General features: G+C 51.7%; 25 protein-coding genes. 16 read left to right on the forward strand and 9 right to left on the reverse strand.

What is annotated here, in order from left to right; translation table 11 throughout:
* Positions 1 to 14: 14 nt before the first annotated feature.
* The gene (locus tag TW80_RS04690) at positions 15 to 1,010 is read right to left on the reverse strand and encodes a GlxA family transcriptional regulator (protein ID WP_045997019.1); all 996 of its coding nucleotides are present in this window, start codon (positions 1,008 to 1,010) and stop codon (positions 15 to 17) included.
* A 183-nt stretch (positions 1,011 to 1,193) separates the two neighbouring features.
* Here TW80_RS04690 and TW80_RS04695 point away from each other — a divergent pair, with 183 nt between their 5' ends.
* On the forward strand, positions 1,194 to 2,564 hold the full coding sequence (locus TW80_RS04695) for a class II 3-deoxy-7-phosphoheptulonate synthase (RefSeq protein WP_045996146.1): 1,371 nt from the start codon (positions 1,194 to 1,196) through the stop codon (positions 2,562 to 2,564).
* Here TW80_RS04695 and TW80_RS04700 read toward each other — a convergent pair whose 3' ends face one another.
* The gene (locus TW80_RS04700) at positions 2,565 to 3,197 is read right to left on the reverse strand and encodes a PAS domain-containing protein (RefSeq protein WP_045996147.1); all 633 of its coding nucleotides are present in this window, start codon (positions 3,195 to 3,197) and stop codon (positions 2,565 to 2,567) included.
* Positions 3,198 to 3,392: 195 nt separating this feature from the next.
* Between TW80_RS04700 and TW80_RS04705 the strand changes: the two genes are divergently transcribed.
* Genes TW80_RS04705 through TW80_RS04715 form a run of 3 tightly spaced genes read left to right on the forward strand, consistent with a single transcriptional unit; the run spans position 3,393 to position 5,431 of the window.
* Positions 3,393 to 4,271, forward strand: coding sequence for a YicC/YloC family endoribonuclease (locus TW80_RS04705; protein ID WP_239450487.1), 879 nt, complete (start codon positions 3,393 to 3,395; stop codon positions 4,269 to 4,271).
* Between the two features lie 3 nt (positions 4,272 to 4,274).
* Positions 4,275 to 4,913, forward strand: a complete 639-nt coding sequence (gene gmk, locus TW80_RS04710; protein WP_045996149.1) for a guanylate kinase — start codon at positions 4,275 to 4,277, stop codon at positions 4,911 to 4,913.
* Positions 4,910 to 5,431 (forward strand): gamma carbonic anhydrase family protein, encoded by a 522-nt coding sequence (locus TW80_RS04715; protein ID WP_045996150.1) that lies wholly within the window; start codon positions 4,910 to 4,912, stop codon positions 5,429 to 5,431. The genes gmk and TW80_RS04715 overlap by 4 nt, the downstream gene beginning before the upstream one ends.
* Here the strand turns inward: TW80_RS04715 and TW80_RS04720 are convergent.
* A complete protein-coding gene (locus TW80_RS04720; RefSeq protein ID WP_045996151.1) occupies positions 5,428 to 5,760 on the reverse strand; it encodes a hypothetical protein in 333 nt (110 codons plus the stop codon). The genes TW80_RS04715 and TW80_RS04720 overlap by 4 nt on opposite strands.
* Positions 5,761 to 5,967: 207 nt before the next feature.
* Between TW80_RS04720 and TW80_RS04725 the strand changes: the two genes are divergently transcribed.
* From TW80_RS04725 to phoB, 7 genes are all read left to right on the forward strand, one after another.
* Complete coding sequence (locus TW80_RS04725; RefSeq protein WP_045996152.1) at positions 5,968 to 6,993, forward strand: sensor histidine kinase; 1,026 nt, start codon at positions 5,968 to 5,970, stop codon at positions 6,991 to 6,993.
* 117 nt (positions 6,994 to 7,110) lie between these two features.
* A complete protein-coding gene (locus tag TW80_RS04730) occupies positions 7,111 to 8,151 on the forward strand; it encodes a substrate-binding domain-containing protein (protein ID WP_045996153.1) in 1,041 nt (346 codons plus the stop codon).
* A gap of 66 nt (positions 8,152 to 8,217) precedes the next feature.
* Positions 8,218 to 9,420, forward strand: a complete 1,203-nt coding sequence (gene pstC / locus TW80_RS04735) for a phosphate ABC transporter permease subunit PstC (protein WP_045996154.1) — start codon at positions 8,218 to 8,220, stop codon at positions 9,418 to 9,420.
* A complete protein-coding gene (pstA, locus tag TW80_RS04740) occupies positions 9,417 to 10,736 on the forward strand; it encodes a phosphate ABC transporter permease PstA (protein ID WP_045996155.1) in 1,320 nt (439 codons plus the stop codon). Before pstC ends, pstA begins: the two co-directional genes overlap by 4 nt.
* A 12-nt stretch (positions 10,737 to 10,748) precedes the next feature.
* On the forward strand, positions 10,749 to 11,549 hold the full coding sequence (gene pstB, locus TW80_RS04745; RefSeq protein ID WP_045996156.1) for a phosphate ABC transporter ATP-binding protein PstB: 801 nt from the start codon (positions 10,749 to 10,751) through the stop codon (positions 11,547 to 11,549).
* 12 nt (positions 11,550 to 11,561) lie between these two features.
* Positions 11,562 to 12,269 carry a phosphate signaling complex protein PhoU gene (gene phoU, locus TW80_RS04750; protein WP_045996157.1) on the forward strand — a complete coding sequence of 236 codons (708 nt, stop codon included), beginning with the start codon at positions 11,562 to 11,564 and terminating at the stop codon, positions 12,267 to 12,269.
* Positions 12,270 to 12,273: 4 nt separating this feature from the next.
* The gene (phoB, locus tag TW80_RS04755) at positions 12,274 to 12,960 is read left to right on the forward strand and encodes a phosphate regulon transcriptional regulator PhoB (protein ID WP_045996158.1); all 687 of its coding nucleotides are present in this window, start codon (positions 12,274 to 12,276) and stop codon (positions 12,958 to 12,960) included.
* A gap of 42 nt (positions 12,961 to 13,002) precedes the next feature.
* Here phoB and gndA read toward each other — a convergent pair whose 3' ends face one another.
* On the reverse strand, positions 13,003 to 14,406 hold the full coding sequence (gene gndA, locus TW80_RS04760; RefSeq protein ID WP_045996159.1) for an NADP-dependent phosphogluconate dehydrogenase: 1,404 nt from the start codon (positions 14,404 to 14,406) through the stop codon (positions 13,003 to 13,005).
* Positions 14,407 to 14,518: 112 nt separating this feature from the next.
* The gene (locus tag TW80_RS04765; protein ID WP_045996160.1) at positions 14,519 to 15,490 is read right to left on the reverse strand and encodes a calcium/sodium antiporter; all 972 of its coding nucleotides are present in this window, start codon (positions 15,488 to 15,490) and stop codon (positions 14,519 to 14,521) included.
* Positions 15,491 to 15,795: 305 nt separating this feature from the next.
* Here TW80_RS04765 and TW80_RS04770 point away from each other — a divergent pair, with 305 nt between their 5' ends.
* Complete coding sequence (locus TW80_RS04770) at positions 15,796 to 16,377, forward strand: hypothetical protein (protein WP_045996161.1); 582 nt, start codon at positions 15,796 to 15,798, stop codon at positions 16,375 to 16,377.
* Between the two features lie 94 nt (positions 16,378 to 16,471).
* On the opposite strand, the gene TW80_RS04775 is transcribed toward TW80_RS04770, so the two are convergent.
* On the reverse strand, positions 16,472 to 17,491 hold the full coding sequence (locus tag TW80_RS04775; RefSeq protein WP_045996162.1) for an SDR family NAD(P)-dependent oxidoreductase: 1,020 nt from the start codon (positions 17,489 to 17,491) through the stop codon (positions 16,472 to 16,474).
* Positions 17,491 to 18,657, reverse strand: a complete 1,167-nt coding sequence (locus TW80_RS04780) for a nucleotide sugar dehydrogenase (RefSeq protein WP_045996163.1) — start codon at positions 18,655 to 18,657, stop codon at positions 17,491 to 17,493. Before TW80_RS04780 ends, TW80_RS04775 begins: the two co-directional genes overlap by 1 nt.
* A 171-nt stretch (positions 18,658 to 18,828) precedes the next feature.
* Here TW80_RS04780 and TW80_RS04785 point away from each other — a divergent pair, with 171 nt between their 5' ends.
* The 4 genes from TW80_RS04785 to TW80_RS04800 all read left to right on the forward strand — a co-directional run bounded on the left by TW80_RS04785 (position 18,829) and on the right by TW80_RS04800 (position 21,972).
* On the forward strand, positions 18,829 to 19,737 hold the full coding sequence (locus TW80_RS04785; RefSeq protein ID WP_052700886.1) for a hypothetical protein: 909 nt from the start codon (positions 18,829 to 18,831) through the stop codon (positions 19,735 to 19,737).
* 1 nt (position 19,738) lies between these two features.
* Positions 19,739 to 20,692 carry a hypothetical protein gene (locus TW80_RS04790; protein ID WP_045996164.1) on the forward strand — a complete coding sequence of 318 codons (954 nt, stop codon included), beginning with the start codon at positions 19,739 to 19,741 and terminating at the stop codon, positions 20,690 to 20,692.
* Between the two features lie 72 nt (positions 20,693 to 20,764).
* A complete protein-coding gene (gene aroQ / locus TW80_RS04795; protein WP_045996165.1) occupies positions 20,765 to 21,211 on the forward strand; it encodes a type II 3-dehydroquinate dehydratase in 447 nt (148 codons plus the stop codon).
* The gene (locus TW80_RS04800; protein WP_045996166.1) at positions 21,208 to 21,972 is read left to right on the forward strand and encodes a LuxR family transcriptional regulator; all 765 of its coding nucleotides are present in this window, start codon (positions 21,208 to 21,210) and stop codon (positions 21,970 to 21,972) included. The genes aroQ and TW80_RS04800 overlap by 4 nt, the downstream gene beginning before the upstream one ends.
* A 353-nt stretch (positions 21,973 to 22,325) precedes the next feature.
* Here the strand turns inward: TW80_RS04800 and TW80_RS04805 are convergent, their stop codons facing one another.
* The gene (locus TW80_RS04805; RefSeq protein WP_045996167.1) at positions 22,326 to 23,546 is read right to left on the reverse strand and encodes a hypothetical protein; all 1,221 of its coding nucleotides are present in this window, start codon (positions 23,544 to 23,546) and stop codon (positions 22,326 to 22,328) included.
* 141 nt (positions 23,547 to 23,687) lie between these two features.
* Positions 23,688 to 24,560 (reverse strand): translation elongation factor Ts, encoded by an 873-nt coding sequence (tsf, locus tag TW80_RS04810; RefSeq protein ID WP_045996168.1) that lies wholly within the window; start codon positions 24,558 to 24,560, stop codon positions 23,688 to 23,690.
* Between the last annotated feature and the right edge of the window lie 49 nt (positions 24,561 to 24,609).

Here is a 24,609-nt window from a genome sequence, read left to right on the forward strand (position 1 = left end):
GATGTTATAAAGTTTTAGGCGCGTGATGCATGGCTGCCGCGTTCGCGGTAGGGCGTCGTGTCATAATGCGAACGGTAGCATTTTGAGAAATGCGACGGCGAGGCAAACCCACAGGCCAAGGCCACATTAATAACCGTCATATCCGTTTGCATCAGCAAATTGCGGGCCTTTTGGAGGCGAAGCTCCATGTAATACCGCTTGGGGCTGCGGGACAAGTAGCGTCGAAACAGCCGTTCAAGTTGTCGGGTCGACATGCCAACATCGGTCGCCAGTGTGGCGGGGCTGATCGGTTCTTCGATGTTTTGTTCCATCATCTGAATGACACGCGACAATTTGGGGTGACGAACCCCGATTCGTGTTGGAATAGATAGTCTTTGGGTGTCTTGGTCTGTCCGAATGGCGGAATAGATCAGAATATCCGCGACAGCATTGGCCAAATCCTCGCCGTGGTCATCAGCGATTAATTTGATCATCAAATCCAGCGAGGCCGTACCACCCGCAGTGGTGATCCGGTTCCCATCAATCGTGAAAACCGATTTGGTCAGCGTCACATCCTCGAATTCTTCGAGAAAACTGTCGTGATTCTCCCAATGGATTGTCGCGCGTTTGCCATCAAGCAAACCTGCTTTTGCAATTGAATACCCAGCCGTACAAAGGCCTGCGATTGTAGCACCTTTGCGCGCCTCGCGTCTAAGCCAATTGAGCAGCCGTTTGGTCGTCGCGATCTGCACGCCGATACCGCCGCATACCATGATCGTATCGTCACGCTCGGTTTCACCCAAACCATTTTCAACGCGAAATGCACAGCCGTTTGAACACACTGCGTCTTCGCCGTCTTCGCTAACAATGCTCCATGTATACAAAGACTTACCAGCGGTTCTGTTCGCGATCCGCAAGCTTTCAACAGCGGCCGAAAAGCTAAGCATCGTAAAGTTATTCAGCAGCACGAAAACAAAGTGGCGTGGCTTGCCACTGTGATCAACGTCAACGATTTGAGGGTCTGCAATCATGCGCACCAAGTCCCGAAAAGTGTATCGAAAGACCGAAACAGTTTTGCGCGCACCGATCAAGCCCAATTTCATCCGTTCAAGACGCTAAGTCAGGGAATTCACTTTCGTATTGGCCCTTGGTCCGCAGCACGCTATACGAAAGACCTAAATTTCGTTCACTTTGCATGGATATGGAGCAATAAAATGACTAACTGGCAAAAATCTGACTGGCGCAACAAGCCCCGGGTACAGATGCCTGAGTATACCGACGCAGCCGCGCTAAGCGCTGTTGAAGGTCGTCTCGCCAGTTATCCACCCTTGGTCTTTGCCGGTGAAGCACGCAAACTACAATCCCAGCTAGCTGCCGTGAGCAGAGGCGAGGCGTTCTTGCTTCAGGGTGGTGATTGTGCGGAAAGTTTTGCTGAGTTCAGTGCCGATGGTATCCGTGATACCTTTAAGGTGCTGCTACAGATGGCGATGGTTTTGACCTATGGTGCCAAGGTGCCAGTTGTCAAAGTTGGTCGTATGGCTGGCCAAATGGCGAAACCACGTTCTGCACCGACTGAAACTGTCGAAGGCGTGGAATTGCCCAGCTACCGCGGCGATATCATTAACGGTTTTGATTTCACCCCAGAAGCGCGCATTCCTGATCCAGAGCGCATGTCGCAAGCCTACATGCAAGCGGCGGCAACACTGAACCTGTTGCGCGCATTTTCAACAGGTGGTTTTGCCAATGTGCACGAGGTTCACAAGTGGACGCTCGGCTTTACATCCGCAAATGAGGTTAAGAAATACAGTGATATGGCTGCGCGTATCACAGATACGCTTGATTTCATGGAAGCTGCCGGTCTGACCACTGACACTAACCATGAATTGCAGACCGTTGATTTCTACACCAGCCACGAAGCGCTATTGCTGGAGTACGAAGAGGCGCTGTGCCGTCTGGATTCAACTTCGGGCAAATGGCTTGCGGGTTCGGGTCACATGATCTGGATCGGTGACCGGACACGCCAACCTGATGGTGCCCATGTTGAATTCTGTAAGGGTGTTCAAAACCCGATTGGCCTGAAATGTGGACCGTCCATGACCTCTGGCCACCTGAAAGCATTGATGGCGTCGTTGAACCCAGACAATGAAGCGGGTCGCTTGACGCTGATCGCACGCTTCGGTGCGGGTTCTGTCGGGGAACACCTGCCACGTCTGATCAAAGCCGTCGAAGAAGAAGGTGCAAACGTTGTTTGGACCTGTGATGCGATGCATGGCAACACCATCAAATCGACAACAGGTTATAAGACGCGCCCATTCGACAGTGTGCTGCGCGAAGTGAAGGAATTCTTTGCTGTTCACAATGCAGAAGGCACAGTGCCTGGCGGCGTTCACTTTGAGATGACCGGCAAGGACGTGACCGAATGCACAGGCGGTATTCGCGCCGTAACTGACGAAGATCTGTCCAGCCGCTATCACACTGCATGTGACCCACGGCTGAATGCGTCGCAGTCTTTGGAGCTTGCCTTCCTTGTCTCCGAGGAACTGTCAGCGCGTCGTAATAAGCTGGAACAAGCGAAAGCTGGCTAATCAGCGATTGTTCACAACCAAACGAAGGGCTGGGTGCTTGGTTGCATCTGGCCCTTTTGTTATTTGAGAGAGCACAGCCTCTTGGGTGGAGGCGACACGCAGCGCCAGTGTTTCGTGGCGAATGGGCAGGTCATGGGCAATCTCGAAACGGCATGGACGCTGACCGCGCGAACCTTGCGTGACAATCGCCCCCAAAATGCGCGTTGTCTGGCCTTTTTCGTCGCGCAAAGGCAACAACAGCATTGTGCCAGTCAGGTCTGCCCCGGGTGAGACAAGTGGGATCGAAATAATCGCAGGCTCGGTAAAGGCCGTTTCGACAATTTGAATGATGTCGTCGCGGGCATCAGGCGTAAAGAATGTGCCAATAGGCATCCCGCGCGCATCCATCCGCAGCAGATCATGTAGCTGCTGACCCGCAACACGCAGCCGTGCCACCCCTGATGAAATGCGCTGCAAAATAAACGTATGGGGCAGGGCGGCATCAATCGCCCGTGGCTCAATATCGTTGCGCGACGGAATTTGACGCGCGTGACGCAGCGCATTCCAATAGGCCTCGAGGCTCTGGAGGATAGGATCGCTCGCACCAGGAAAGCTGTCTTGGTGGTGAAACGGGATGTTGTTGACGATTTCCATTTGATCCTCGGCGATACTGTAAACTCTAAACTCAGGACAATTGTGTTTTCCTTTAATTAGAATTTAACGCAGTTTGAGCACGATTTCATTTAACAAAGTGTTAAACGGTTAACGAACGCAGGCTTGCCCCCACGCCCCTTTATCCAATAGGACCAGTGCCAACAGGAAACGGGACGGTAAGATATGACGCATTCGATGACAGCATTCGCTAGTCGTACCGGCGCATTGGGCGCAGCGACTTGGAGCTGGGAAATGCGTGCGGTAAACGCGCGTGGTGTTGATTTACGGATGCGGCTACCCGAAGGCCTGGACGGGGTCGAACAAGCATTGCGGCGTGCGGTCGGGGCGGTGGTGACGCGTGGTAATGTCACCGTAAACCTGCGTGTGAACCATGAAGAGACAGCCGCAGAGCTGGTCGTTGATGAAGCGCGTCTTGATGCAGTTTTGTCTGCGCTAGATCAAATTCAGGATCGTGCTTTTGCCAAAGGCGTGACACTGGCGCAACCAACGGCAGCCGACGTGCTGGGACAACGCGGCGTTCTGGTGCCTGCGAAAGTCGACGATGACAACGCTGAATTGGTCAAGGTCTTATTGTCCGAAATCCCCGAGATCGTTGGCGCCTTCAATGCAATGCGCAAAAGCGAGGGGCAGGCGCTGCAAACAGTGGTGCGCGAGCAAATCGATCAAATCGCCAGTTTGACCCGCGATGCCGCAGTCGCCGCACAAGAGCGGGCACCTCAGGCCCGTGAAAACCTCGCGACCGCACTGAATCGCGTTATGGAAGACATCACCGAGGTCGAGGAAGCACGCGTTGCGCAGGAATTGGCGCTCTTGGCGATTAAGAATGACGTGACCGAGGAAATTGACAGGCTCAGCGCGCATGTGCAGGCCGCACGCGATTTGATCAACGCGGATGGTCCGGTGGGCCGCAAACTTGATTTTCTGGCGCAGGAATTCAATCGTGAGGCCAACACCTTATGTGCCAAGGCACAGTCACCGGCACTGACCGCGATAGGGCTTGACCTAAAAGCCGTGATCGACCAGATGCGCGAACAAATTCAGAATGTGGAGTAACTGATGTCCCGACGTGGCCTATTGATCATTCTCTCCTCGCCGTCCGGCGCAGGTAAGTCGACGCTTGCGGGGCGCTTGCGGAAATGGGACGACACACTGCGGTTCTCAGTATCGGCGACCACGCGTGAACCGCGGGTCGGCGAAGTAAATGGCGAAGACTATTTCTTTGTGACAATCCCCGAATTCCAAGATCAGGTAGCCAGCGGCGACATGCTCGAGCATGCGCGCGTTTTCGGCAATTACTACGGTTCTCCGAAAGCGCCTGTTCAGGCTGCAATTGAAGCGGGACGTGATGTTCTGTTCGACGTTGACTGGCAAGGCGCGCAGCAGATCAGCAATTCGGCGCTTCAGGAACATGTGTTGTCGATCTTTATCTTGCCGCCTTCGATCACGGAACTGCATCGCCGCTTGGTTTCACGTGGTCAGGACTCTCAAGAGGTCATCGAAACGCGGATGCAGAAAAGCTGGGATGAAATCAGCCATTGGGATGGTTATGATTATGTCTTGGTCAATGATGATCTGGACGCGACCGAAGAGCGCCTGAAAACCATCATTAGCGCAGAACGGTTGCGTCGTTCTCAGCAGCCTGATTTGGTAAACCATGTTCGGCTTTTGCAGACGCAATTTGGGGAAAGAGAATGACTTGTTATGCGCTTGGTGAATATCGCCCCACAGTGAATGAGACAGCATGGATCGCACCGGGCTGTCATATAATTGGCAAGGTGACCCTGTCAGCCAAAGCATCGGTTTGGTTCGGGACCACCATGCGCGGCGATAACGAAATGATCACAATTGGCGAAGGCAGTAACGTTCAGGAAAACTGCGTACTGCATACGGATATGGGGTATCCGCTAACGGTTGGTGCTGGTTGCACCATTGGGCATAAGGCCATGTTGCATGGTTGTACGATTGGACGGGACAGCCTGATTGGTATGGGCGCGACCGTGTTGAATGGTGCCGTAATCGGAGAAGGCTGTCTAATCGGTGCAGGCGCGCTAATCACCGAGGGTAAAGTAATCCCTGATGGTTCGCTTGTCATGGGCGCACCGGGAAAAGTCGTGCGAACATTAGATGACGCGTCACGTGAACGCCTGCGGGCATCTGCGCTGCACTACCAAGAAAATGCAGCGCGTTTCGCACGTGACCTTATGCCGTGCTAGTTCAACGGCATCGTAAGGATGTCGAACCGTAAACCCGGTGCTTTGGCATTCACCTCTGCGATGATGGCTTTTTTGTTAGGAAGAGGATCTGCGACGACACAGTATTGGCCCTGAAAGCCGATTTGATGCAGGGTTTCGGCAACATCCAACGCATCAAAAGTATCGGCAACAAGAGGCGATAGAATGGTATCTGGCGAAATTTTGGCGATCGTTTCAGCGCATAGCGCATCAATGGACACGTAGGACAATTCATCAGTAGAAGAAAAATTGCGCCCTTGTGCCTTCCAGCGCGCGACATCTCCGATGACGATCGTTTTGGTCTTTGCCATTCGTTACCTCAATTTATTTGTCTTTACCTTAGCTTGTCATTTGCAACCAAAGCGAATGTTTCGAATGAAAACAGATAAAACTTTAAAATTAGTATTCGCTATTGCGTTCAATAGTTTGCCCGTTCCTTTTCTTCTCGTATTAAATACGGCAGCGCAAACAGTTTTTTCGCAAAATGAAATGAAAAACAGAAAGATTACGGTGCGAATTTGACATATACCCATATTTCAGAGGTGATTGAGGCCTTGCCAATGCCGGTTTTGGTTGTTGGTGCGGATGATCGTGTTCGGGCCGTGAATACCGCGCTCGTGGATATTCTCGGCGGAGAATTGGTTGGGAAACACTATATTTCCGCATTGCGGCAGCCAGCGGTTGTCGAATCAATTACAACCCTGCGGGGAGGTGGGCCCGCGAGCAATGTTCGCTACAGCAGTCGCGACGGTGCGAAGGACACGACCTACCGTGTGACCATTTCCGCAGCTGGTGACGATATTGTACTGAGCTTCGAAGATCTCACGGCTTCTGAAGATGCCGGTAAGATGCGGCGCGACTTTGTGGCAAATGTCAGTCATGAATTGCGCACGCCGCTTACAGCGTTGATGGGATTTATTGAGACCCTCGGCGGCGCTGCTAGAAATGATGCGGATGCGCGAGATCGCTTTCTTGCGATTATGGCGCATGAGGCAAGTCGGATGACACGTCTTGTCGATGATCTTTTGTCATTGTCTCGCGTGGAAGAGGACGAACGCGTCCGCCCTCGCGAACATGTTGATTTGTCGGCATTGCTGGGTTCGGTCATCAAGGGGCTAGAACCACAGGCGCAAGAGGCGGGCGTCACGGTGATTCTAGATGCCGCGGAAACAACCGAGATGGTGCCGGGTGATGCTGGACAATTGGTGCAGGTCTTTACCAATCTTATCGAAAACGGGATCAAATACGGCGCACAGGGCAAACGTCTTAACGTGACAGTGCACCCTAGTGGGACCGATCTGCGTCTGCGTTCTAAGGCCATACAAATAAGCGTTGCCGATAAAGGAGAAGGCATTGCCAGCCATCATATCGCCCGCCTGACCGAGCGTTTCTATCGGGTCGATAGCCATCGCTCGCGCGAAGTTGGGGGAACCGGGCTTGGTCTTGCGATCGTTAAACACATTGTGAATCGGCATCGCGGGCGGCTGCAAATCGAAAGCGAACTGGGGCAGGGTACCACCGTCTCTGTTTTCTTGCCAATTTGACCGCTGTCATAAAACTTTTACACTAGTGTCACAAAAGCTTCGAGCGCCGCTTCTAGACGGGGCGCAACGGTTGCGCGGTGCTCGTGCAACTGATGTTTGACAGACTGGAGTAATTTGATGTCGATCATGAAACTAACTGCGACAACCGCAGTTCTTGCTGCCCTGACTGCAACTGCTGCTACTGCACGTGACAACGTACAGGTTGCAGGTTCCTCAACTGTTCTGCCTTATGCTTCGATCGTTGCAGAAGTTTTCGGCGAAAACTTTGATTTCCCAACACCTGTTGTTGAATCAGGCGGATCATCAGCTGGCCTCAAGCGTTTCTGCGAAGGCGTTGGCGAAAACACAATTGATATCGCAAACGCATCTCGCGCGATCAAATCATCCGAAGTCGAAGCATGTGCTGCTGCTGGCGTGACAGACATCATCGAAGTGCGCATTGGCTATGATGGCATCGTTTTTGCATCTGACATCAACGGCAACGGTTTCGCCTTCACACCAGCAGACTGGTACAAAGCATTGGCTGCTGAAGTTGTCGTCGACGGCGCATTGGTTCCAAACACAGTGGAAACATGGGACCAAGTGAACCCAGAGTTCCCTGCACAGCCGATCCAAGCCTTTATCCCTGGCACAAAGCACGGCACACGTGAAGTCTTCGAAGAAAAAGTGATCCTTGCTGGCTGTGAAGAAAGCGGCGCAATGGAAGCAATCATGGGCCTGAACGGCGGCGACGAAGATGCAGCCGAAGGCACATGTATGGCGATCCGTACAGACGGCCGTTCTGTCGATATCGACGGTGACTACACAGAGACACTTGCCCGTATCGAAGCAGACAACAACGGCATCGGCGTGTTCGGTCTGGCTTTCTATGAAAACAACACAGACAAGCTGCAAGTCGCGACAATGTCCGACGTTATTCCAACAACTGACAGCATCGCTGCTGGGGACTACCCAGTATCACGTCCGCTGTATTTCTACATCAAAGCGGCGCACATCGGAGTTGTTCCAGGCGTAAAAGAATTTGCTGAGTTCTTTGTATCTGACGATATTGCTGGCCCAGATGGCCCATTGGCCGAGTACGGTCTGGTCTCTGACCCAGAACTGGCAGAAGTCCAAGCGACAGTTGCTGACGAAGTCACTATGGGCAGCGGCTCTTAAGTTTACTATGAGCATGGGGCGTCCGCGTGGCGCCTCATGCGAACCCTTTATACGTTGGAAACGATCATGCAATCGCTGACCCTTCCGCTTCTTGTGATTCTAGGCCTGACCATCTCGGGTTACTTCCTAGCCAAGACGCGGGCATTGCAAGTCGCTGGCGGAGATATCCGCAAGCTGGTTTCATTGCCCAAGCAACATGCACTCAACACCGTTCTAGCAACAGCGATACCGCCTGTCGCGGCGATCCTGTTGTTTTCTGTTTACAACCGATTGACCGAAGGAACCGGAAGCTGGCTGTTTACCCTTGTGGTGATCGCACTGGCCGTCACTGGTTTTGCGCTCTCGCTGATCGGGATCAAGGTGCAAACGCGCGCCCGCACGTTTGCGGAACGTTGGATACTGGGGCTGCTGATCTTTGCCTCTACGATTGCGATCCTGACGACAGTTGGCATCGTCTTTTCCATGTTGTTCGAGACGTTCAATTTTTTTGAACAGTACGACTGGAAACATTTCTTCTTTTCGACCAGTTGGTCGCCAAACTTCCGCGGCGATTCTGATTTGGGGATCATCCCATTGCTTTGGGGGACGCTCTATATCAGTCTGATCGCATTGGCCTTTGCGGTGCCAATTGGTTTGTTTGCAGCAATCTATCTGTCTGAATATGCGGGCAGCAGAATGCGTTCAGTTGCAAAGCCCGCGATTGAGATCCTCGCAGGTATTCCGACCATCGTTTACGGGTTGTTTGCCTTGATCACGGTTGGCCCGTTCCTTCGTGATTATTTTGCCTCTCCAATGGGATTGGGCCAAAGCGCATCATCCGTGATGACTGCCGGTTTGGTGATGGGCATCATGCTGATCCCATTCGTTAGCTCATTGTCAGATGACATCATCAACGCTGTACCACAGGCCATGCGCGACGGGTCATTTGGTTTGGGTGCGACGAAATCGGAAACTATTCGTCAGGTCGTTATTCCCGCCGCTTTGCCCGGCATTGTGGGTGCTGTCCTTTTGGCTGCATCGCGTGCGATCGGTGAAACCATGATTGTTGTGTTAGGGGCAGGGGCCGCTGCACGGCTTTCGATGAACCCATTTGAGGCGATGACCACCGTCACCGTGAAAATCGTCAGCCAACTGACAGGTGACACAGACTTTGCCAGCCCGGAAACGCTGGTGGCCTTTGCTCTTGGTTTGACACTGTTTGTCATCACCTTGGGGCTTAATGTTTTTGCGCTTTATATCGTGCGTAAGTACCGGGAGCAGTACGAATGAAGACCTCTTTGCTAACCACGGACGCACGGACGCGTAAGCGCAACGCCGCAGAGGCACGTTTCAAGGCCTACGGGCTGGGTGCCATAATCGTCGCGATGTTCGCCCTTGTCATCTTGCTGACATCGGTTTTGGGCAACGGCCTGAGCGCATTTAAGCAGACCTTTATCTCGCTTGAGGTCGCATTGCCCGAAGAGAAGCTCGACAAATCAGGTGTGCGCGATCTTGAGGTCATGTCAAAGGTGACGACAATCGGCTACGCGCCCATCTTGCGTAATGCCTTGCTCGCGACTCTCGAAGCTCAAGGGATCGAGACCACGCTGTCGAACAAAGACATCGGCAACATGATCTCTAAAGAAGCGGCCGCCACTGTGCGCAACCGCGTCTTGGCCAATCCTGATTTGGTCGGGCAGACCGTGCAATTCGATCTTTTGGCATCTGGCCGGATCGACGGCTACTTTAAGGGGCGGGTCACGATGGAGAGCGCAGCGCTCGACGCGAACACATCACCCGAAGCGCTCGAAATCGCGCAAGCCTTGGCAGACGCTGGCATCATGCAAACCAAGTTCAACTGGAACTTTTTCGTGTGGCCGGATGCATCGGATCAGCGACCCGAAGCTGCCGGAATCGGTGTAGCGATATTGGGATCTCTCTACATGATGCTTGTCGTGCTGTTCCTCGCACTGCCAATTGGCGTGGCCTCTTCGATATACCTCGAGGAATTCGCACCCAAGAACCGCTGGACCGACATCATTGAGGTGAACATCTCGAACCTCGCTGCTGTGCCGTCGATTGTGTTCGGTATTCTCGGGCTCGCGATCTTTATCAACTTTATGGAGTTCAACCAATCATCACCGCTGGTTGGCGGATTGGTCCTGACCCTGATGACTTTGCCAACGATCATCATCTCGACACGGGCAGCGTTGAAATCCGTTCCACCGTCAATCCGCGATGCTGCATTGGGCGTGGGTGCTTCCAAGATGCAATCGGTGTTCCACCACGTGTTGCCACTGGCTGCGCCCGGAATTCTGACCGGAACGATCATCGGACTGGCACAAGCCTTAGGCGAAACTGCTCCGCTCTTGTTGATCGGTATGGTGGCCTTTGTCCGTGAATACCCGGCTGCATTTACCCCAGAAAGCGGGCTGTTCGGCGAAGCATCAACTGCGTTGCCCGTTCAGGTCTACAACTGGACACAGCGTGCCGATCCGGGCTTTGTGGAACGTGCATCGGGCGCAATTATTACATTGCTGGTTTTTCTGCTAATCATGAATGCGGTCGCAATCTACCTGCGTCGCCGCTTTGAAAGACGCTGGTAGAGGAGAGCAAAAATGGAAGACATGATTCAAATGGACCGTACAATAAGTACCCAGCAAGATATCAAGATCGAAGCCAAAGGGGTTCAGGTCTTTTATGGCGACAACCACGCGATCAAAGATGTGGATGTCAATATCGCCGACAAAACCGTCACTGCCTTTATCGGCCCGTCGGGTTGCGGCAAGTCGACCTTCCTGCGTTGTCTTAATCGGATGAACGACACGATTGATATCTGCCGTGTGGAAGGTGACATCCTTTTGGATGGCGAAGACATCTATGACCCCAAAGTGGACCCGGTGCAGCTACGCGCAAAGGTCGGGATGGTGTTCCAGAAACCCAACCCATTCCCGAAATCCATCTACGATAACGTGGCTTATGGCCCCAAAATCCATGGTCTGGCGCGTAATAAGGCCGACCTTGATGAAATCGTGGAAAAGTCTCTACGCAAAGCAGCGCTTTGGAACGAGGTTAAGGATCGCCTGAATGCACCCGGCACTGGCATGTCCGGCGGTCAGCAACAGCGCCTGTGTATCGCACGTGCGATTGCTACGGCACCCGAAGTCTTGCTGATGGATGAACCATGTTCTGCGCTTGATCCCATCGCGACGGCGCAGGTCGAGGAACTGATTGACGAACTGCGTCAGAGTTTCTCGGTTGTGATCGTGACCCACTCCATGCAGCAGGCCGCGCGCGTCAGCCAAAAGACTGCCTTCTTCCACTTGGGGAACCTCGTGGAGTTTGATGACACGGACAAAATCTTTACCAACCCCCAAGACAGCCGGACCGAAAGCTATATTTCGGGTCGGATCGGTTAAGGAGCCATTTCGATGAACGAACATATTTCATCCGCCTACGACCGCGATCTTGAAGGCATCACCACGCTAATCATGAAAATGGGTGGTCTGGTCGAAGAAGCAATCTTACGCGCTGCGAATTCGCTCGCGGATCGTGACGTGGAATTGGCCGAGGCTGTGCGCGCTGCTGATAAAGCAATTGACGCCCTCGAGGAGCAGATTAACGAAGAAGCCGCACGCACAATTGCGCTGCGCGCCCCTGTATCCAAAGATTTGCGTGCTATTTTGACCGTGCTGCGTCTGTCGGCATCGCTGGAACGGATCGGCGACTACGCCAAAAACATCGCCAAACGAACGAGCGTCTTGGTCGAGATGAGCCCCGTGAGCGGGGCCGATGCGGCGCTACGTCGGATGGCACGCGAGGTCGAACAAATGCTGAAAGATACGCTTGATGCATATCTACGTGGCGACGCGGAACTGGCTGAAGTGGTGCGTCAACGTGATCAGGAAGTGGACCAGATGTATAACGCGCTGTTCCGCGAATTCCTGACCTTTATGATGGAAGACCCGCGTAACATTACAGCCTGCATGCACCTGCATTTTATGGCCAAAAACATCGAGCGTATGGGGGATTTGACGACCAATATGGCCGAGCAAGTCATCTATCTGGTCACCGGCGAAATGCCTGATGACGCCCGACCCAAGGGCGACAAAACCGCGTATGTAGCAGAGCCGAGTTAGAGCAATGGCCCAGCAACCACATGTTCTTGTTGTTGAAGACGAAGCGGCCCAACGCGAAGTTCTAGCCTACAACCTTGAGGCAGAAGGGTTCCGCGTCACCCGCGCTGAAAACGGCGAAGAAGGGCTTCTCTGCGTAGAGGAAGATACGCCTGACGTCATCATTCTAGACTGGATGATGCCGCATTTGTCTGGGATCGAAGTTTGTCGCAGGCTCAAGGTGAAATCTGAAACCCGTGCAATTCCCGTGATCATGTTATCGGCACGATCAGAGGAGGTCGATAAGGTCCGCGGTCTTGAGACTGGCGCAGACGATTATGTCGTCAAACCCTATTCGGTGTCTGAACTTATGGCGCGCGTGCGGACGCAGTTACGACGGGTACGTCCTGCGACCGTGGGGCAAGTCCTCACCTATGAAGACATTGTTTTGGACGCTGAAACGCACCGTGTCACACGGGCAGAAAACCCGCTCAAGCTCGGGCCAACCGAGTTCCGGCTATTGACTACATTCATGGAAAAGCCCGGACGCGTTTGGTCGCGTGACATGTTGCTGGATCGGGTCTGGGGACGTGACATCTATGTTGATACGCGCACCGTGGACGTTCACGTTGGTCGCCTGCGCAAAGTACTGACGCAACATGGCGGCGATGACCCTGTGCGCACAGTACGCGGTGCTGGATACGCTTTAGGCTAAGAAAAAGGGTGGGTTAAAACCCACCCTACGTTTTTTGTGGGCTTAGTTATTGCCCCATGGGCCGTGATGGCCTTCACCACCATCAACGCGGGCAAACCCATGCGCCCCAAAGAAGTCGCGCTGGCCCTGAATCATATTTGCAGTTCCGCGTGCAGTGCGCATTGCATCAAAATATGCCAAGCCCGAAGAAAGAGCGGGCAGGGCGATGCCGTGTAGCGCGCCTTGAGCGACGACCTGACGCAGCGCTTCATGGTTGTCCTTGAGCTTGTCAGCAAAGAATGGAGCAAACATCAGGTTGCGTGTTTCATCCTCGCCAAGCGCGGATGACATGTCATCCAGCATTGCAGAGCGAATGATGCAGCCTTGGCGCCAGACTTTGGCAATCTCGGGCAAGGGCAGGGACCAGCCGAACTCTTTCGAAGCGCTTGCGATCATTTCAAAACCTTGCGCGTAGCAAAGGATCTTCCCGGCCATGAGCGCCTGTTCGAGCGTATCAAGCGAAAGCGTATCGTGGGGGATTTGACGCGGTGCAGCGCCAAAGAGCGCTTCGCCAGCGGCGCGGTTGGCCAACTGCGACGACAGGTTCCGCGCAACAACTGCTGCTTCGATCGCTGGGATCGGCGCGGCCAATAGCTGACCTTCGATCACGGTCCAACGACCCGTACCTTTCTGGCCAGCGGCATCAACGATAACGTCAAGCATTGGTTTGCCGGTCTTTGGATCGGTCGCGCCTGCGACTTTGCCAGAAATCTCAATAAGGTAGGATTTCAAAGGACCCGCGTCCCATTTGGCGAATGTGTCGGCAATGGCGGCGTTGTCCATGCCCATTCCGTCACGCATGATGCCGTAGACTTCGGCGATCATCTGCATGTCCGCATATTCAATGCCGTTGTGCACGGCTTTGACAAAATGTCCGGCACCGCCTTCACCCATCCAAGTGGCACAAGGTGTATCCTCGTGCTTAGCAGAGATCGCGGTCAGAATATGTGATACGCGGTCCCAATATTCGCGCTTACCGCCGCCCATGATGGAAGGACCGAAACGTGCGCCTTCTTCGCCGCCAGAAACGCCAATCCCCAAGAAGGGCAGATCGCCAGCTTCGGCCGCTCGACGATTGGTGTCGTGGAAATTCGCGTTGCCTGCGTCAATGATCAGGTCATTTTCACCCAAAAGCGGGCGTAGCGCAGCGATCTGATCATCCACAGGCTGACCCGCTGGAACCATCAAGATGATTGCACGCGGCTCTGCAATAGAGGCGACCAGTTCTTCGAGTGTGTCAGTTGGCGTGATCTTGGGTGCCAGCTCGCCAGCATTCGCATGAAAATCATGTGTCACACTGCTCGTCCGGTTCCAAACGGCAATATCAAAGCCGTTGTCCGCGATGTTCAGTGCCAATGCGGCACCCATCGTACCCAGGCCAATCAGGCCAATTTCTGCTTTGCTCATTTAGGGGATCCCCGACTGATATAATTTCGACAGAGATATAGGGGCAATGGTCAGAGATGGAAACGGTGGTTCTGGGAAAACTTTGTTCGTTTTAAGTTTTCCCAACCAGAACCTAAGCTGCGCTGGGGATGATGTACTGCGCGATGGTAAAGGCGATATAGCTGCCTACCATGATGATGCCCGCGAATTTCGTGATCTTACCAACTGTCAACATCCAGACTGCGAAACCGACGGCCACGATAACTGTCGCCCATAGCTGCATGCCCATCAAGACAGGCGTCACCTCAAGAGGTTTAATGATTGCAGTCAACGCGACGATCGACAGGATGTTAAAGGTATTTGACCCGATAATATTCCCTAAAATCATACCGAACGACCGCTTTCTGGCTGCAGCTAGGCAGGTGGATAGCTCGGGCAGGGAGGTGCCGAATGCAACGACAGTCATACCGATGATCGCTTCAGGTACGCCAATCAACGTGCCGGTTACCACTGCGCCTTTTACCAGCATTTCCGAACCAATCGCCAAAGCCGCAAGACCGAGCAAAAGCACAACTATGCCCGCCTTCATCGAAGTGATGCTGCATTCGTCGTCATCTTCTTCGATCTCGACGTCCAGGCTGTCGGTTTTGTACTGGTAGAAAACAAAGCCCACCAAGATCGCGAACATTACGACGCCCAAGAGAAACGAAAAAACACCAACGATCATCCCATAAGTCAAGATCGCCGTAGCCAAGAGCATCATGGCAAGATCTTTGATGAGATCTTTGGCTTTCCCTTCAATTTGGCAAATGATTGCGGTGGCCCCAAGGACCAAAAGAATATTCGCAATATTGGACCCAAGAACGTTCCCCAGCGCGATACCCGGAAATCCGCTCAGGTTAGCATTCACCGAAGTAAAGAGCTCTGGCACAGAGGTCCCAAATGACAGGATTGTCGCGCCAATAAACAACGGAGACAGCCCAGTGCGTTGCGCGATGAACACCGCCGCATCAATCGTCCAATCGCCACCCTTAACCAACAAATATAGTCCAAACAGTATCGCGCCTGCGGCGAGAACAAAAAGATCGTAACTAGGGAGTGTCAATTTCGTCGGTCCTGTGACTTGGTCTGTGTTCTGAGCACTTATGCATTGCTTCGCCCCAAAGGAATAGCCCCATCGACTGAGTTTCAAGAAAAGCAGCGAATATACTGATTAAGTGGTGGAATACGGTGAGTAAGGGTAGGGGAAATGCACGTTTTCTTCCCCTAAACTGTTTGATGCACGTCTTAGGTTCGGAACGCTTCACTAGCCTTGTGGGGCTAGGTTGTTCCCGAAAAATATATTGGTGGTTGCATATCGAGCCAATCGAAACTCTACTCATGGGAGTTAAGGATAATTTGAGAAAATTTATGACGGAACGCCCTTGCTGTGTTTGTGGAAACAAAGAGTTGGATACGAGTAATCCGCTCATTGACGATAACCCTTGGTATGCGGTGCATCTCAATTGTTTGAACACTCCTGCGTTTTTTGCGTTCAACGAAAAACTAAAGCGGGCCGACAAAGATTATGCACGTTACAGCGACCTCATCACGGTCGGGTTGGTCATTCACTGTGAGGGATGTGGGCTGCCACATGACCTTTCTCCCAAAGGTGTCGGGTTCGACCCAACTTGGGAATTGTACCATTGTTCAGACTGCGCCACGAAATCCGAAGAAGAGATTAACCCCTACGATCATCTAGAGATCGTTAATGCGCTGGATAACCTGAGCGAGACCTTTGCGATGGGTGCAAGCTGGGCTGATGTCGGGCCCAAAGTCGAAGCGCTGGCGCTCAGCGTCAATGACAAGCTCGATATCAAACGCTGTTCGTGCGGAGGTGCGTTTTCGCTAACGGCTCATCCACGATGCCACGGTTGCAATAGCGTGTTAATTGAAAGCGCGTTTCACTTTACGCTCGATTTGTCTGGCAGCGATGAGGCGGCGCAAGAGTAACACTTCTGAATTGCAGATGAGTGACATTTTAGCTTTGCTGCTACCAAGTGCAGTATTCGCATAATCAGTATTATGTTATATAATGGAGCGAATATTATGCTCCGCCGTAGTACTTACGGTGCCAGTCAACGTACTGACTGATGCCGTCCGAGACGCTGGTTTCTGGGGTATAGCCGGTCAGTTTGCGTAGCAGCGTGTTGTCGGCCCAGGTGGCTGGCACATCGCCGGCTTGCATTGGTAACATGTTTTTCACTGCTGTGTGGTTTGAGGCTCGTTCGATCGCTCCGATGAATTCCATCAGTGGGACGCTTTCTCCGTTGCCGACGTTTACAACGCGCCAAGGCGCGACTGGTGACAGGCTGTCGCCTTCGGGAACTATGCCATCTGTTGGTCGCACTGGTACTGCGTCAATGAGTAGTCGAATGCCGCGCACGAGATCTTTGACGAAGGTAAAGTCGCGCTTCATATCGCCGTGGTTAAAAACCTTGATTGGCTCGCCAGCCATAATCGCACTGGTAAAGAGGTATGGTGCCATATCAGGTCGACCCCATGGGCCGTAAACCGTGAAGAACCGAAACATTGTCACAGGAAGATCAAACAAATGCGCGTAGCTGTGCGACATGGCTTCGGTCGCTTTCTTCGTCGCGGCATAATAGGACATTTGATGATCAACTTGATCTGTTTCACGATACGGCATTTTCGTATTCGCGCCGTAGACCGAACTGGTTGATGCGAGCAATAGATGTTTGGGTGGAAATGCGCGTGCAGCTTCCAAGAGCTCAAACGTACCCATGAGGTTCGCTTCTGTGTAAGCTCTTGGGTTTTCGATAGAATACCGGACGCCGGCTTGCGCAGCGAGGTGGACAACCGCGTCAAATTTGTGGGTCTCAAAGAGCTCCATCAAGAGACCGGGTTCCTCCACCCTGCCCTTAACGCTCCGATAATCGGCATGACCGCGCAACTGTTCTTCGCGTGCAGATTTCAGCGCTGGATCGTAGTAATCATTGTGGCTATCGAGGCCGACCACTTTCCAACCTTCACCCAGCAACAGCTGCGACAAGTGGAAACCAATAAAGCCCGCAGCACCTGTGACGAGAATTGTTTGTTGTGTCATTAGTCTACCTCAAAGAGATCGCGGGTGTAGAGTTTGTGGGCAACATCGCTCAGTTCATCTGAGTGTCGGTTCGCCAGGATCAAATCTGCTTCGGCCTTAAAGGCGTCTAGGTCCGTGACCACACGGCTGTTAAAGAACAATGTGTCCTCAAGCACGGGTTCATAGACGATACATTCGATGCCCTTCGCCTTAATACGTTTCATGATCCCTTGGATTGAACTGTCTCGAAAGTTGCTGGAACCTGATTTCATCACCAATCGATGAACGCCCACAACTTTTGGTTTTTGGGCAATGATCTGATCTGCAATAAAGTCTTTTCGTGTGCGATTGGACTGTACGATGGCGCCGATTATATTTTGAGGTACTTGATCATAATTGGCAAGTAACTGCTTGGTATCTTTGGGCAAACAGTATCCGCCATAGCCGAAAGATGGGTTGTTGTAATGTGTGCCGATCCGCGGATCGAGGCTCACACCTTCAATCACTTCACGCGAGTTGAGGCCATGCGCGATAGCATAGCTATCGAGTTCGTTAAAATATGCAACGCGCATCGCGAGATAGGTGTTTGAAAAGAGTTTGATCGCCTCTGCCTCGGTCGCATCAGTAAAGAGAACCGGCATGTCTTTTTTCACGGCACCTTCGATCAAGAGATCGGCGAACTGTTTGCCTGCATCGCTATGCGAACCGACAACGATACGTGAAGGATGCAAGTTGTCATAAAGCGCCCTACCCTCGCGCAGGAACTCTGGCGAGAAGATAATATTCTCTTGCCCGGTTTCCGCTCGCAATTGCTGTGTAAAGCCCACCGGAACCGTAGACTTAATGATAATGACCGCGTCAGGTGCGATCTGGGATGCCGCGGCGATGACGGCTTCGACGCTTGTGGTGTCAAAGTGGTTCGTGCGCGGGTCGTAATTCGTTGGTGTCGCAACGACGATAAAATCGGCATCACGATATGCTGTCTCAGGATCAGTCGTCGCCGTTAGAGATAATTCCTCATTGGCAAGAAACGCTGATATATCCTCATCTTCGATCGAGGAGACACGGTTATTAACCTGTGCGACACGCGTTTCATCAATATCGATGGCGACGACATTTTGATGCTGCGCAAACAATACCGCATTGGATAGCCCAACATACCCTAACCCAGCGACTGCGATCTTCATCAAACATTCCTCGTGCGGATTGAACCAGTTTACTCCCTTTTGTTTTTGCTGAGTTACTGCGTGTGTCAACCCGAATTACATGGGCAGTCTTGCACAAGGTGATGAATGAGCAGTTTTAATGCGCCGTTGAAACCGTTAGTAGGGTGAAGGTCACAACGCACTCGAGGTCGCATGCCCGCCAAGATCAAAGACAAAACCGTTCAGAAAGAAAACGCTGTGCAAACAGATGCACCTGCCCTGCCCCTTTGGTTCGCAGAATTGTCGCCAGGCGGTACTGGTGAAGGTTTTTTTGAAAAAGGCTCGCGTCACTCGATCATGTTTGTCCGGCGATTGCGGCCCACGCTCTATGTCACCTTTGATAATCTTTCGAATGTGAATGACGATAGTCCAGATCGGGTCCCGTGGGGATTCAAGTTCGCCAAAAGCCAAAGTATTTCTCACCTCGGTGTCTTTGCCCATGGTAAGCTGTGGTATCGCGATCCAGTCTTGATCGAACGCTTTCAGAACCTGGCCAATGAAGGGTTCTTCGAAGGATATGAGCGTGTGGTCTTTGCCGGTTCTTCAATGGGTGCGTTTGCTGCGTTGGTTTTTGCCTCTTTGGTACCCGGATCGCATGTCATGGCCTTTAACCCGCAAACGACGCTTAATCCTGAATTGGTGCCTTGGGAAGAACGCTATTGGATTGGGCGTCGGCAGGACTGGTCCCTGCCCCTGAGTGATGCACGTGGCATCTTGGGTAGATGCGGGCCAGTGAGCGTCTTTTATGACCCGTATTTTGAACCGGATCGCAAGCACTTTGAGCGACTGGTTGGGCCGAATGTAACCGGGTATAAGTGTTGGTTTTCAAACCACAAATCAGCCGTGTTCTTGCGTAAGGTTGATGCCCTTAAACCTTTGATGCACGAAGGGCTGTTTGGCGAAATTACACCACAGCTATTCTATCAACTTTACCGTGAACGGCGTAAGCTTCCTTGGTTTGCGGGATCTTTGCAGAAATACTACAGCGAAGCCGGACGAGACGTGATGGCCGACCGGGTCAGAGCAAGCTTTCGGCGCTATAAGCGCCGCATTGGTGCATAGAATGACCGTTCCTTACACGGTCCTTCATGGTGGCTTCCACAAGACGGCATCGACCTACTTGCAACGGATACTGCATCGCAATCAAGGTTTTATGGACAAACGTGGCGTGCACTACGTCCACCACCGCCAGATGCGAAAGGGTTTCACTGTCCCCTGTCAGGAAAACAGCTATTTACATCTAAATATACAGCGCAAAGATATCATTGATGACAAGAAGCTGCGTCAGATGACCACTGCGTTCTTTGAACCTCTGCGGGAAATGGCGCCTGAACGTCTGATACTGAGTGACGAAAACCTTGCCGGGCATTGCGGTCATTGCGCAAAGCGTGGATCGCTCTATCGGTTTCGCGACGCATTCATGCGCGTGACTGCAAACGAGATTCCATTTCCGGTCCGCGAAGTACACCTCGCAGTCAGAAATTATGCTGATTTCTTTGCTGCCGCATATGTTCAATATATCCGCTCCTTACGTCCCTTTAGTCCAAATGTGATTTTCGCCGATACCATGGTCAATCGCGTTATGAATAATCTTTTGGGATGGAATGGTGTTATTGCACGGGTTAGCCACTACTTTCCCGATGCACAAATCTACGTTTGGAAATTCGAAGACTTTCGAAACGATCCGAATATGACTGGGCAAATATTGCGGAATATCGTTGGCGAAAAAATCGACATTTCCAAATTCAAAACGCCAAAGGACGAAAAGAAACGTCCCTCGGCCTCTGCCCGTGCGATGGCAGAAATTCAAAATCTAATTTTGACTAAAGGTATCGCAGTAGCCTCAGAGCAGATTCGCGATATCCAAGAACAATACCCGCGAAATGCAGATAATCCCGGCTTTGACCCGTGGAATGCTTGGGAACGCAAACACCTGACCAAACTGTATGAGGACGATATTGCGCGACTTGAACGAGAACCCAGTGTGACGGTTGTACGTTCGAACCCACTGTTTTAAAGCCTGCGCTAGGGGGAGTTCTAACCATAATTTCCCTTTTGACCAATAAGTTAAAGGTGCTAAAGGAACGATATGACTAGATCTCTTCTCATCTTGAATGGCCCAAATCTCAACCTGCTCGGCACACGCCAGCCCGAGGTTTACGGAACGACCACGCTGAAAGACGTCGAAAATCTTTGTTTAGACAAAGCCAAAGACCTCGGGATTGAAATCGAATTCGCGCAAAGCAATCACGAAGGCAGTTTGATTGACATGATGCATGCTGCACGTGGTAAGCATGTCGGAGTAATTTTGAACGCGGGGGCCTACACACACACATCGGTTGCACTTATGGATGCAATCTCTAGCATTATGCTGCCGGTGATTGAGTTGCATTTGTCGAATATTCACGCCAGAGAGGCATTTCGACAGACGTCATACATCTCAAAGGTATGTATCGGTCAAATTTGTGGGTTTGGGGCAGCTGGCTATCCACTAGCCATGCAAGCCCTGATAGACTATGTGGGGGATAAAGCATGAGAACACTCGTTGATCAGCTATCACGGTTGACCAACGCCAGTTCCGTAGAGGAACTGTGGAAGCTGCACACGCAGCAGATGGAAGCCTATGGCTTTGATCGTCTCATGTATGGTTACACGCGCTACCGTACTTCGAACTCTTTGGGGGATCCGCAGGACTGGGTCCTTTTGTCGACGCAAACACCAGAGTACATGAAAGTCTTTTTTGACGAGGGGTATTACTTCCATGCCCCGATGATCAAATGGGCGCTTGCCAATGATGGTGCATGCAGTTGGCGCTGGATGATGGATATGGGACGGATCGACAATCTTACCCCAAGTGAACTGCGCGTGATGGAATTCAATCGCGAAATGAACGTCACCGCAGGCTATACCATCAGCTTTCGCTCGATCTCGGAACGTAGCAAAGCAGCCATCGCGTTGACAGCGCGTGCCGGGGTCACTCAAGACATGGTAGAGCAGACCTGGGCAAAGCACGGCGACGAAATTATCGTCATGAATAACGTCATGCACCTAAAGCTGCTGACCCTACCCTACACCGGCGAGCGTCACTTGACCAAACGTCAACGCGAAGTGTTACAATGGGTAGGTGACGGCAAGACGACACAGGACATTGCAGTGCTCTTAGGCCTCACTCCCGCTACGGTGGAAAAACATTTAAGACTTGCACGTGAAGCCTTAGATGTGGAAACTACTGCCCAAGCAGTGCTGAAAGCAGCTTTTTACAACCAGATGTTTGTGATGGATGGTGAGCCATCGTAAGCCTCAACAACGCCGATACAGATACAGAGACAACAATGATCTTTCGTTTGACGCCACGGCAAAAGTTACAAAGATACGGTAGGTCAGGTTTCCCTGACTTTCGTTACGCGGCGTCATTTGCGAAATTAAAGATGTTCCGTGAGTGGTGGCCTTAGGCCTGGGAACAGCGGTTTGAACCCCTTGTGATTTCAAGGCTCTACATTCCGTGCCGGTTATCCGGACGCTGATGCCAAGGGTTTGCCCGTCGGCATCAGCACCCCTGATGATTGTATGCCCTCGTCCCGAAATCGGGTGTACATAAGTCATAGCGGCACCGTGTCTTTTCCCGAGCACGGTGCCGCGTTTCGTTTAGATCAGAACTGCTCTGCGTACATGGGTAAGTAGTCGATATAGTCCACTGGAATATCGTCATACTCATCATAGTAGACTGTGTTCGGACCCGAATCACCGTATTGTGTGACCTTCATTAGCCACGATTCGCTCTCGTCCCCATCGACTTCAATTCTTTCTTGCTTGATGTCGTTTTCAAAAAGCCAAATAATTGCGTCTCCGTCATCATACTCTGTGCCGGCAAAATACCGGTGACTATCATCATCGTATACGGACAGCTTACCGGACCAGCCATAGGCATCTGCATTATCCGAAATGTAAACTGCTTTTAGTTGGCCTTCCTCGTAAATGAGTTCTTTGCTCCGTCCGTCATCATACTGCGTTGTAGACTGTGCAATTCTACCATCGCTGTCGTAGTTAAAGACGATCGAATCCCAGGTCTCTGCGTTCTCGAGGTCCAGCTTGATAGTTTCGACATTCTTTCCATTTTCGAAAAACTCTTCTTTCGAAACGCCATTGTCATAGGTGGTCTCGCGATGCTCAAGTTCGCCGGACGCATCATAGATCGTGTAGATACTCTCCCAGGAATATGCGCCTCCGTCTTCTGAGGGCGCTTCCCATGGTAAGAAACCATCGTATTGCTCCGTTGCTCTTCGGGTGCCGTTCTCAAAAGATTCGTACTTTATTTGGCCGCTATCGTAGAGCGTTGTACGATTTAATTTGCTTCCATACTCGTCGTAGATCGTTTCAATGGAAGTCCAATTCGCAACATCATTCTGATCGCGTTTATATGAAAACGCTATTTGCCCTGCTTCGTACTCTTCATAGAGGCCTATTCCATTATCATAGAGTACGGAACGCTCGGAAATTTCCCCATTTTCAGTGTAGGTTGCGAAGATATGGTCCCAGCTTTTCGCGTTGTTATGGTCGATTTGTACGAACTCACTGAGTTGACCCAGTTCGTAATACCACTGGTATGAAATGCCATTATCCAAGACGGTGCCGCGCGAGGAAAGATTTCCATATTGATCGAATTCGCTCAGTTTATAATTCCAGTTTGAAATATCCAAAGTATCGACCTGCGCGATAAATTGTATTTGCCCCCCGAGAAAACTTTCTATTTTTTGAATACCATTGTCGTAAGATGTAATTCTTTCGATGATTTCTCCATAGTCATCAAAGACAGTTTCAATCGTGTCCCAGCTGTATTGGTCGTTCGTGTCGGTAACAATTGACGAGCTCATTATCGTCTTTCCAAAATGTAATGCGTTCAACGTATAATTGCACAGTCTCAGTTGAGTGAAATAGTAAACTTTGGCTTTCGGCACAAAAAAGCCCACTGAAATCTCAGCGGGCTTTAAAGCAATATAGATAGTCGGATTTAATTATACGTTTAGTTTCGCAACTTCTGCAGCAAAGTCTTCTTCGACTTTTTCGACGCCTTCACCAACAGCCAAACGTGCGTAAGCAGTGATCTCTACGCCAGCTTCTTTCGCAGCTTCAGCGACGGTCAGGTCTGGGTTCACAACGAACTGTTGGTTGAGCAGAGTGATTTCAGCCATGTACTTTTTCATACGGCCAACGATCATCTTTTCGATCACAGCTTCTGGCTTGCCAGATTCACGTGCGATGTCCATTTGAACTTGTTTTTCTTTTTCGACCACTGCTGGGTCCAGATCATCCTCGGACAGCGCAGCAGGGTTTGCAGCAGCGATGTGCATTGCAACCTGACGGCCGAACTCTTCGTTTTCGCCGCTCAGTGCGACGAGAACGCCGATGTTACCCATGCCAGCAGTTACAGCGTTATGGACGTAGTTCACAACGGATGCGCCTTCGACTTTGGTCATGCGGCGAACGGACATGTTTTCGCCAATCACAGCAACAGCGTCAGTCACAGTCTGCTCAACAGATTTGCCGTCCAGATCAGCCGCTTTCAGCGCGTCAACATCTGCAACACCCAGAGCAACCTGTGTGATTTTGCCTACCATTGCTTGGAAGTCAGCGTTTTTCGCAACGAAGTCTGTTTCAGAGTTCACTTCGACAGCAACACCTGTGCCACCGGAAACCGCAACAGAAACCAAACCTTCAGCAGCTGTACGGCCAGCTTTTTTCGCAGCTTTTGCGAGGCCTTTTGTGCGCAGCCAGTCAACAGCAGCTTCAATATCGCCATTGTTTTCGGTCAACGCTTTTTTTGCGTCCATCATGCCTGCGCCAGTGCTGTCGCGCAGTTCTTTCACCATTGCAGCGGTGATTGCCATGTTATCTCTCCTTAAACGGAATTCATTCATCTGTGGGAAGGGGGTAATC

Source organism: Loktanella sp. S4079 (assembly GCF_000967725.1).
Classification (GTDB): domain Bacteria; phylum Pseudomonadota; class Alphaproteobacteria; order Rhodobacterales; family Rhodobacteraceae; genus Yoonia.

What these genes read in the sequence shown, in the direction of transcription:
- TW80_RS04690 (WP_045997019.1), bottom strand. Translation starts at nt 1,010, where the DNA reads ATGATTGCAGACCCTCAAATCGTTGACGTTGATCACAGTGGCAAGCCA.
- TW80_RS04695 (WP_045996146.1), top strand. Translation starts at nt 1,194, where the DNA reads ATGACTAACTGGCAAAAATCTGACTGGCGCAACAAGCCCCGGGTACAG.
- TW80_RS04700 (WP_045996147.1), bottom strand. Translation starts at nt 3,197, where the DNA reads ATGGAAATCGTCAACAACATCCCGTTTCACCACCAAGACAGCTTTCCT.
- TW80_RS04705 (WP_239450487.1), top strand. Translation starts at nt 3,393, where the DNA reads ATGACAGCATTCGCTAGTCGTACCGGCGCATTGGGCGCAGCGACTTGG.
- gmk (WP_045996149.1), top strand. Translation starts at nt 4,275, where the DNA reads ATGTCCCGACGTGGCCTATTGATCATTCTCTCCTCGCCGTCCGGCGCA.
- TW80_RS04715 (WP_045996150.1), top strand. Translation starts at nt 4,910, where the DNA reads ATGACTTGTTATGCGCTTGGTGAATATCGCCCCACAGTGAATGAGACA.
- TW80_RS04720 (WP_045996151.1), bottom strand. Translation starts at nt 5,760, where the DNA reads ATGGCAAAGACCAAAACGATCGTCATCGGAGATGTCGCGCGCTGGAAG.
- TW80_RS04730 (WP_045996153.1), top strand. Translation starts at nt 7,111, where the DNA reads ATGTCGATCATGAAACTAACTGCGACAACCGCAGTTCTTGCTGCCCTG.
- pstC (WP_045996154.1), top strand. Translation starts at nt 8,218, where the DNA reads ATGCAATCGCTGACCCTTCCGCTTCTTGTGATTCTAGGCCTGACCATC.
- pstA (WP_045996155.1), top strand. Translation starts at nt 9,417, where the DNA reads ATGAAGACCTCTTTGCTAACCACGGACGCACGGACGCGTAAGCGCAAC.
- pstB (WP_045996156.1), top strand. Translation starts at nt 10,749, where the DNA reads ATGGAAGACATGATTCAAATGGACCGTACAATAAGTACCCAGCAAGAT.
- phoU (WP_045996157.1), top strand. Translation starts at nt 11,562, where the DNA reads ATGAACGAACATATTTCATCCGCCTACGACCGCGATCTTGAAGGCATC.
- phoB (WP_045996158.1), top strand. Translation starts at nt 12,274, where the DNA reads ATGGCCCAGCAACCACATGTTCTTGTTGTTGAAGACGAAGCGGCCCAA.
- gndA (WP_045996159.1), bottom strand. Translation starts at nt 14,406, where the DNA reads ATGAGCAAAGCAGAAATTGGCCTGATTGGCCTGGGTACGATGGGTGCC.
- TW80_RS04770 (WP_045996161.1), top strand. Translation starts at nt 15,796, where the DNA reads ATGACGGAACGCCCTTGCTGTGTTTGTGGAAACAAAGAGTTGGATACG.
- TW80_RS04775 (WP_045996162.1), bottom strand. Translation starts at nt 17,491, where the DNA reads ATGACACAACAAACAATTCTCGTCACAGGTGCTGCGGGCTTTATTGGT.
- TW80_RS04780 (WP_045996163.1), bottom strand. Translation starts at nt 18,657, where the DNA reads ATGAAGATCGCAGTCGCTGGGTTAGGGTATGTTGGGCTATCCAATGCG.
- TW80_RS04785 (WP_052700886.1), top strand. Translation starts at nt 18,829, where the DNA reads ATGCCCGCCAAGATCAAAGACAAAACCGTTCAGAAAGAAAACGCTGTG.
- TW80_RS04790 (WP_045996164.1), top strand. Translation starts at nt 19,739, where the DNA reads ATGACCGTTCCTTACACGGTCCTTCATGGTGGCTTCCACAAGACGGCA.
- aroQ (WP_045996165.1), top strand. Translation starts at nt 20,765, where the DNA reads ATGACTAGATCTCTTCTCATCTTGAATGGCCCAAATCTCAACCTGCTC.
- TW80_RS04800 (WP_045996166.1), top strand. Translation starts at nt 21,208, where the DNA reads ATGAGAACACTCGTTGATCAGCTATCACGGTTGACCAACGCCAGTTCC.
- TW80_RS04805 (WP_045996167.1), bottom strand. Translation starts at nt 23,546, where the DNA reads ATGAGCTCGTCAATTGTTACCGACACGAACGACCAATACAGCTGGGAC.
- tsf (WP_045996168.1), bottom strand. Translation starts at nt 24,560, where the DNA reads ATGGCAATCACCGCTGCAATGGTGAAAGAACTGCGCGACAGCACTGGC.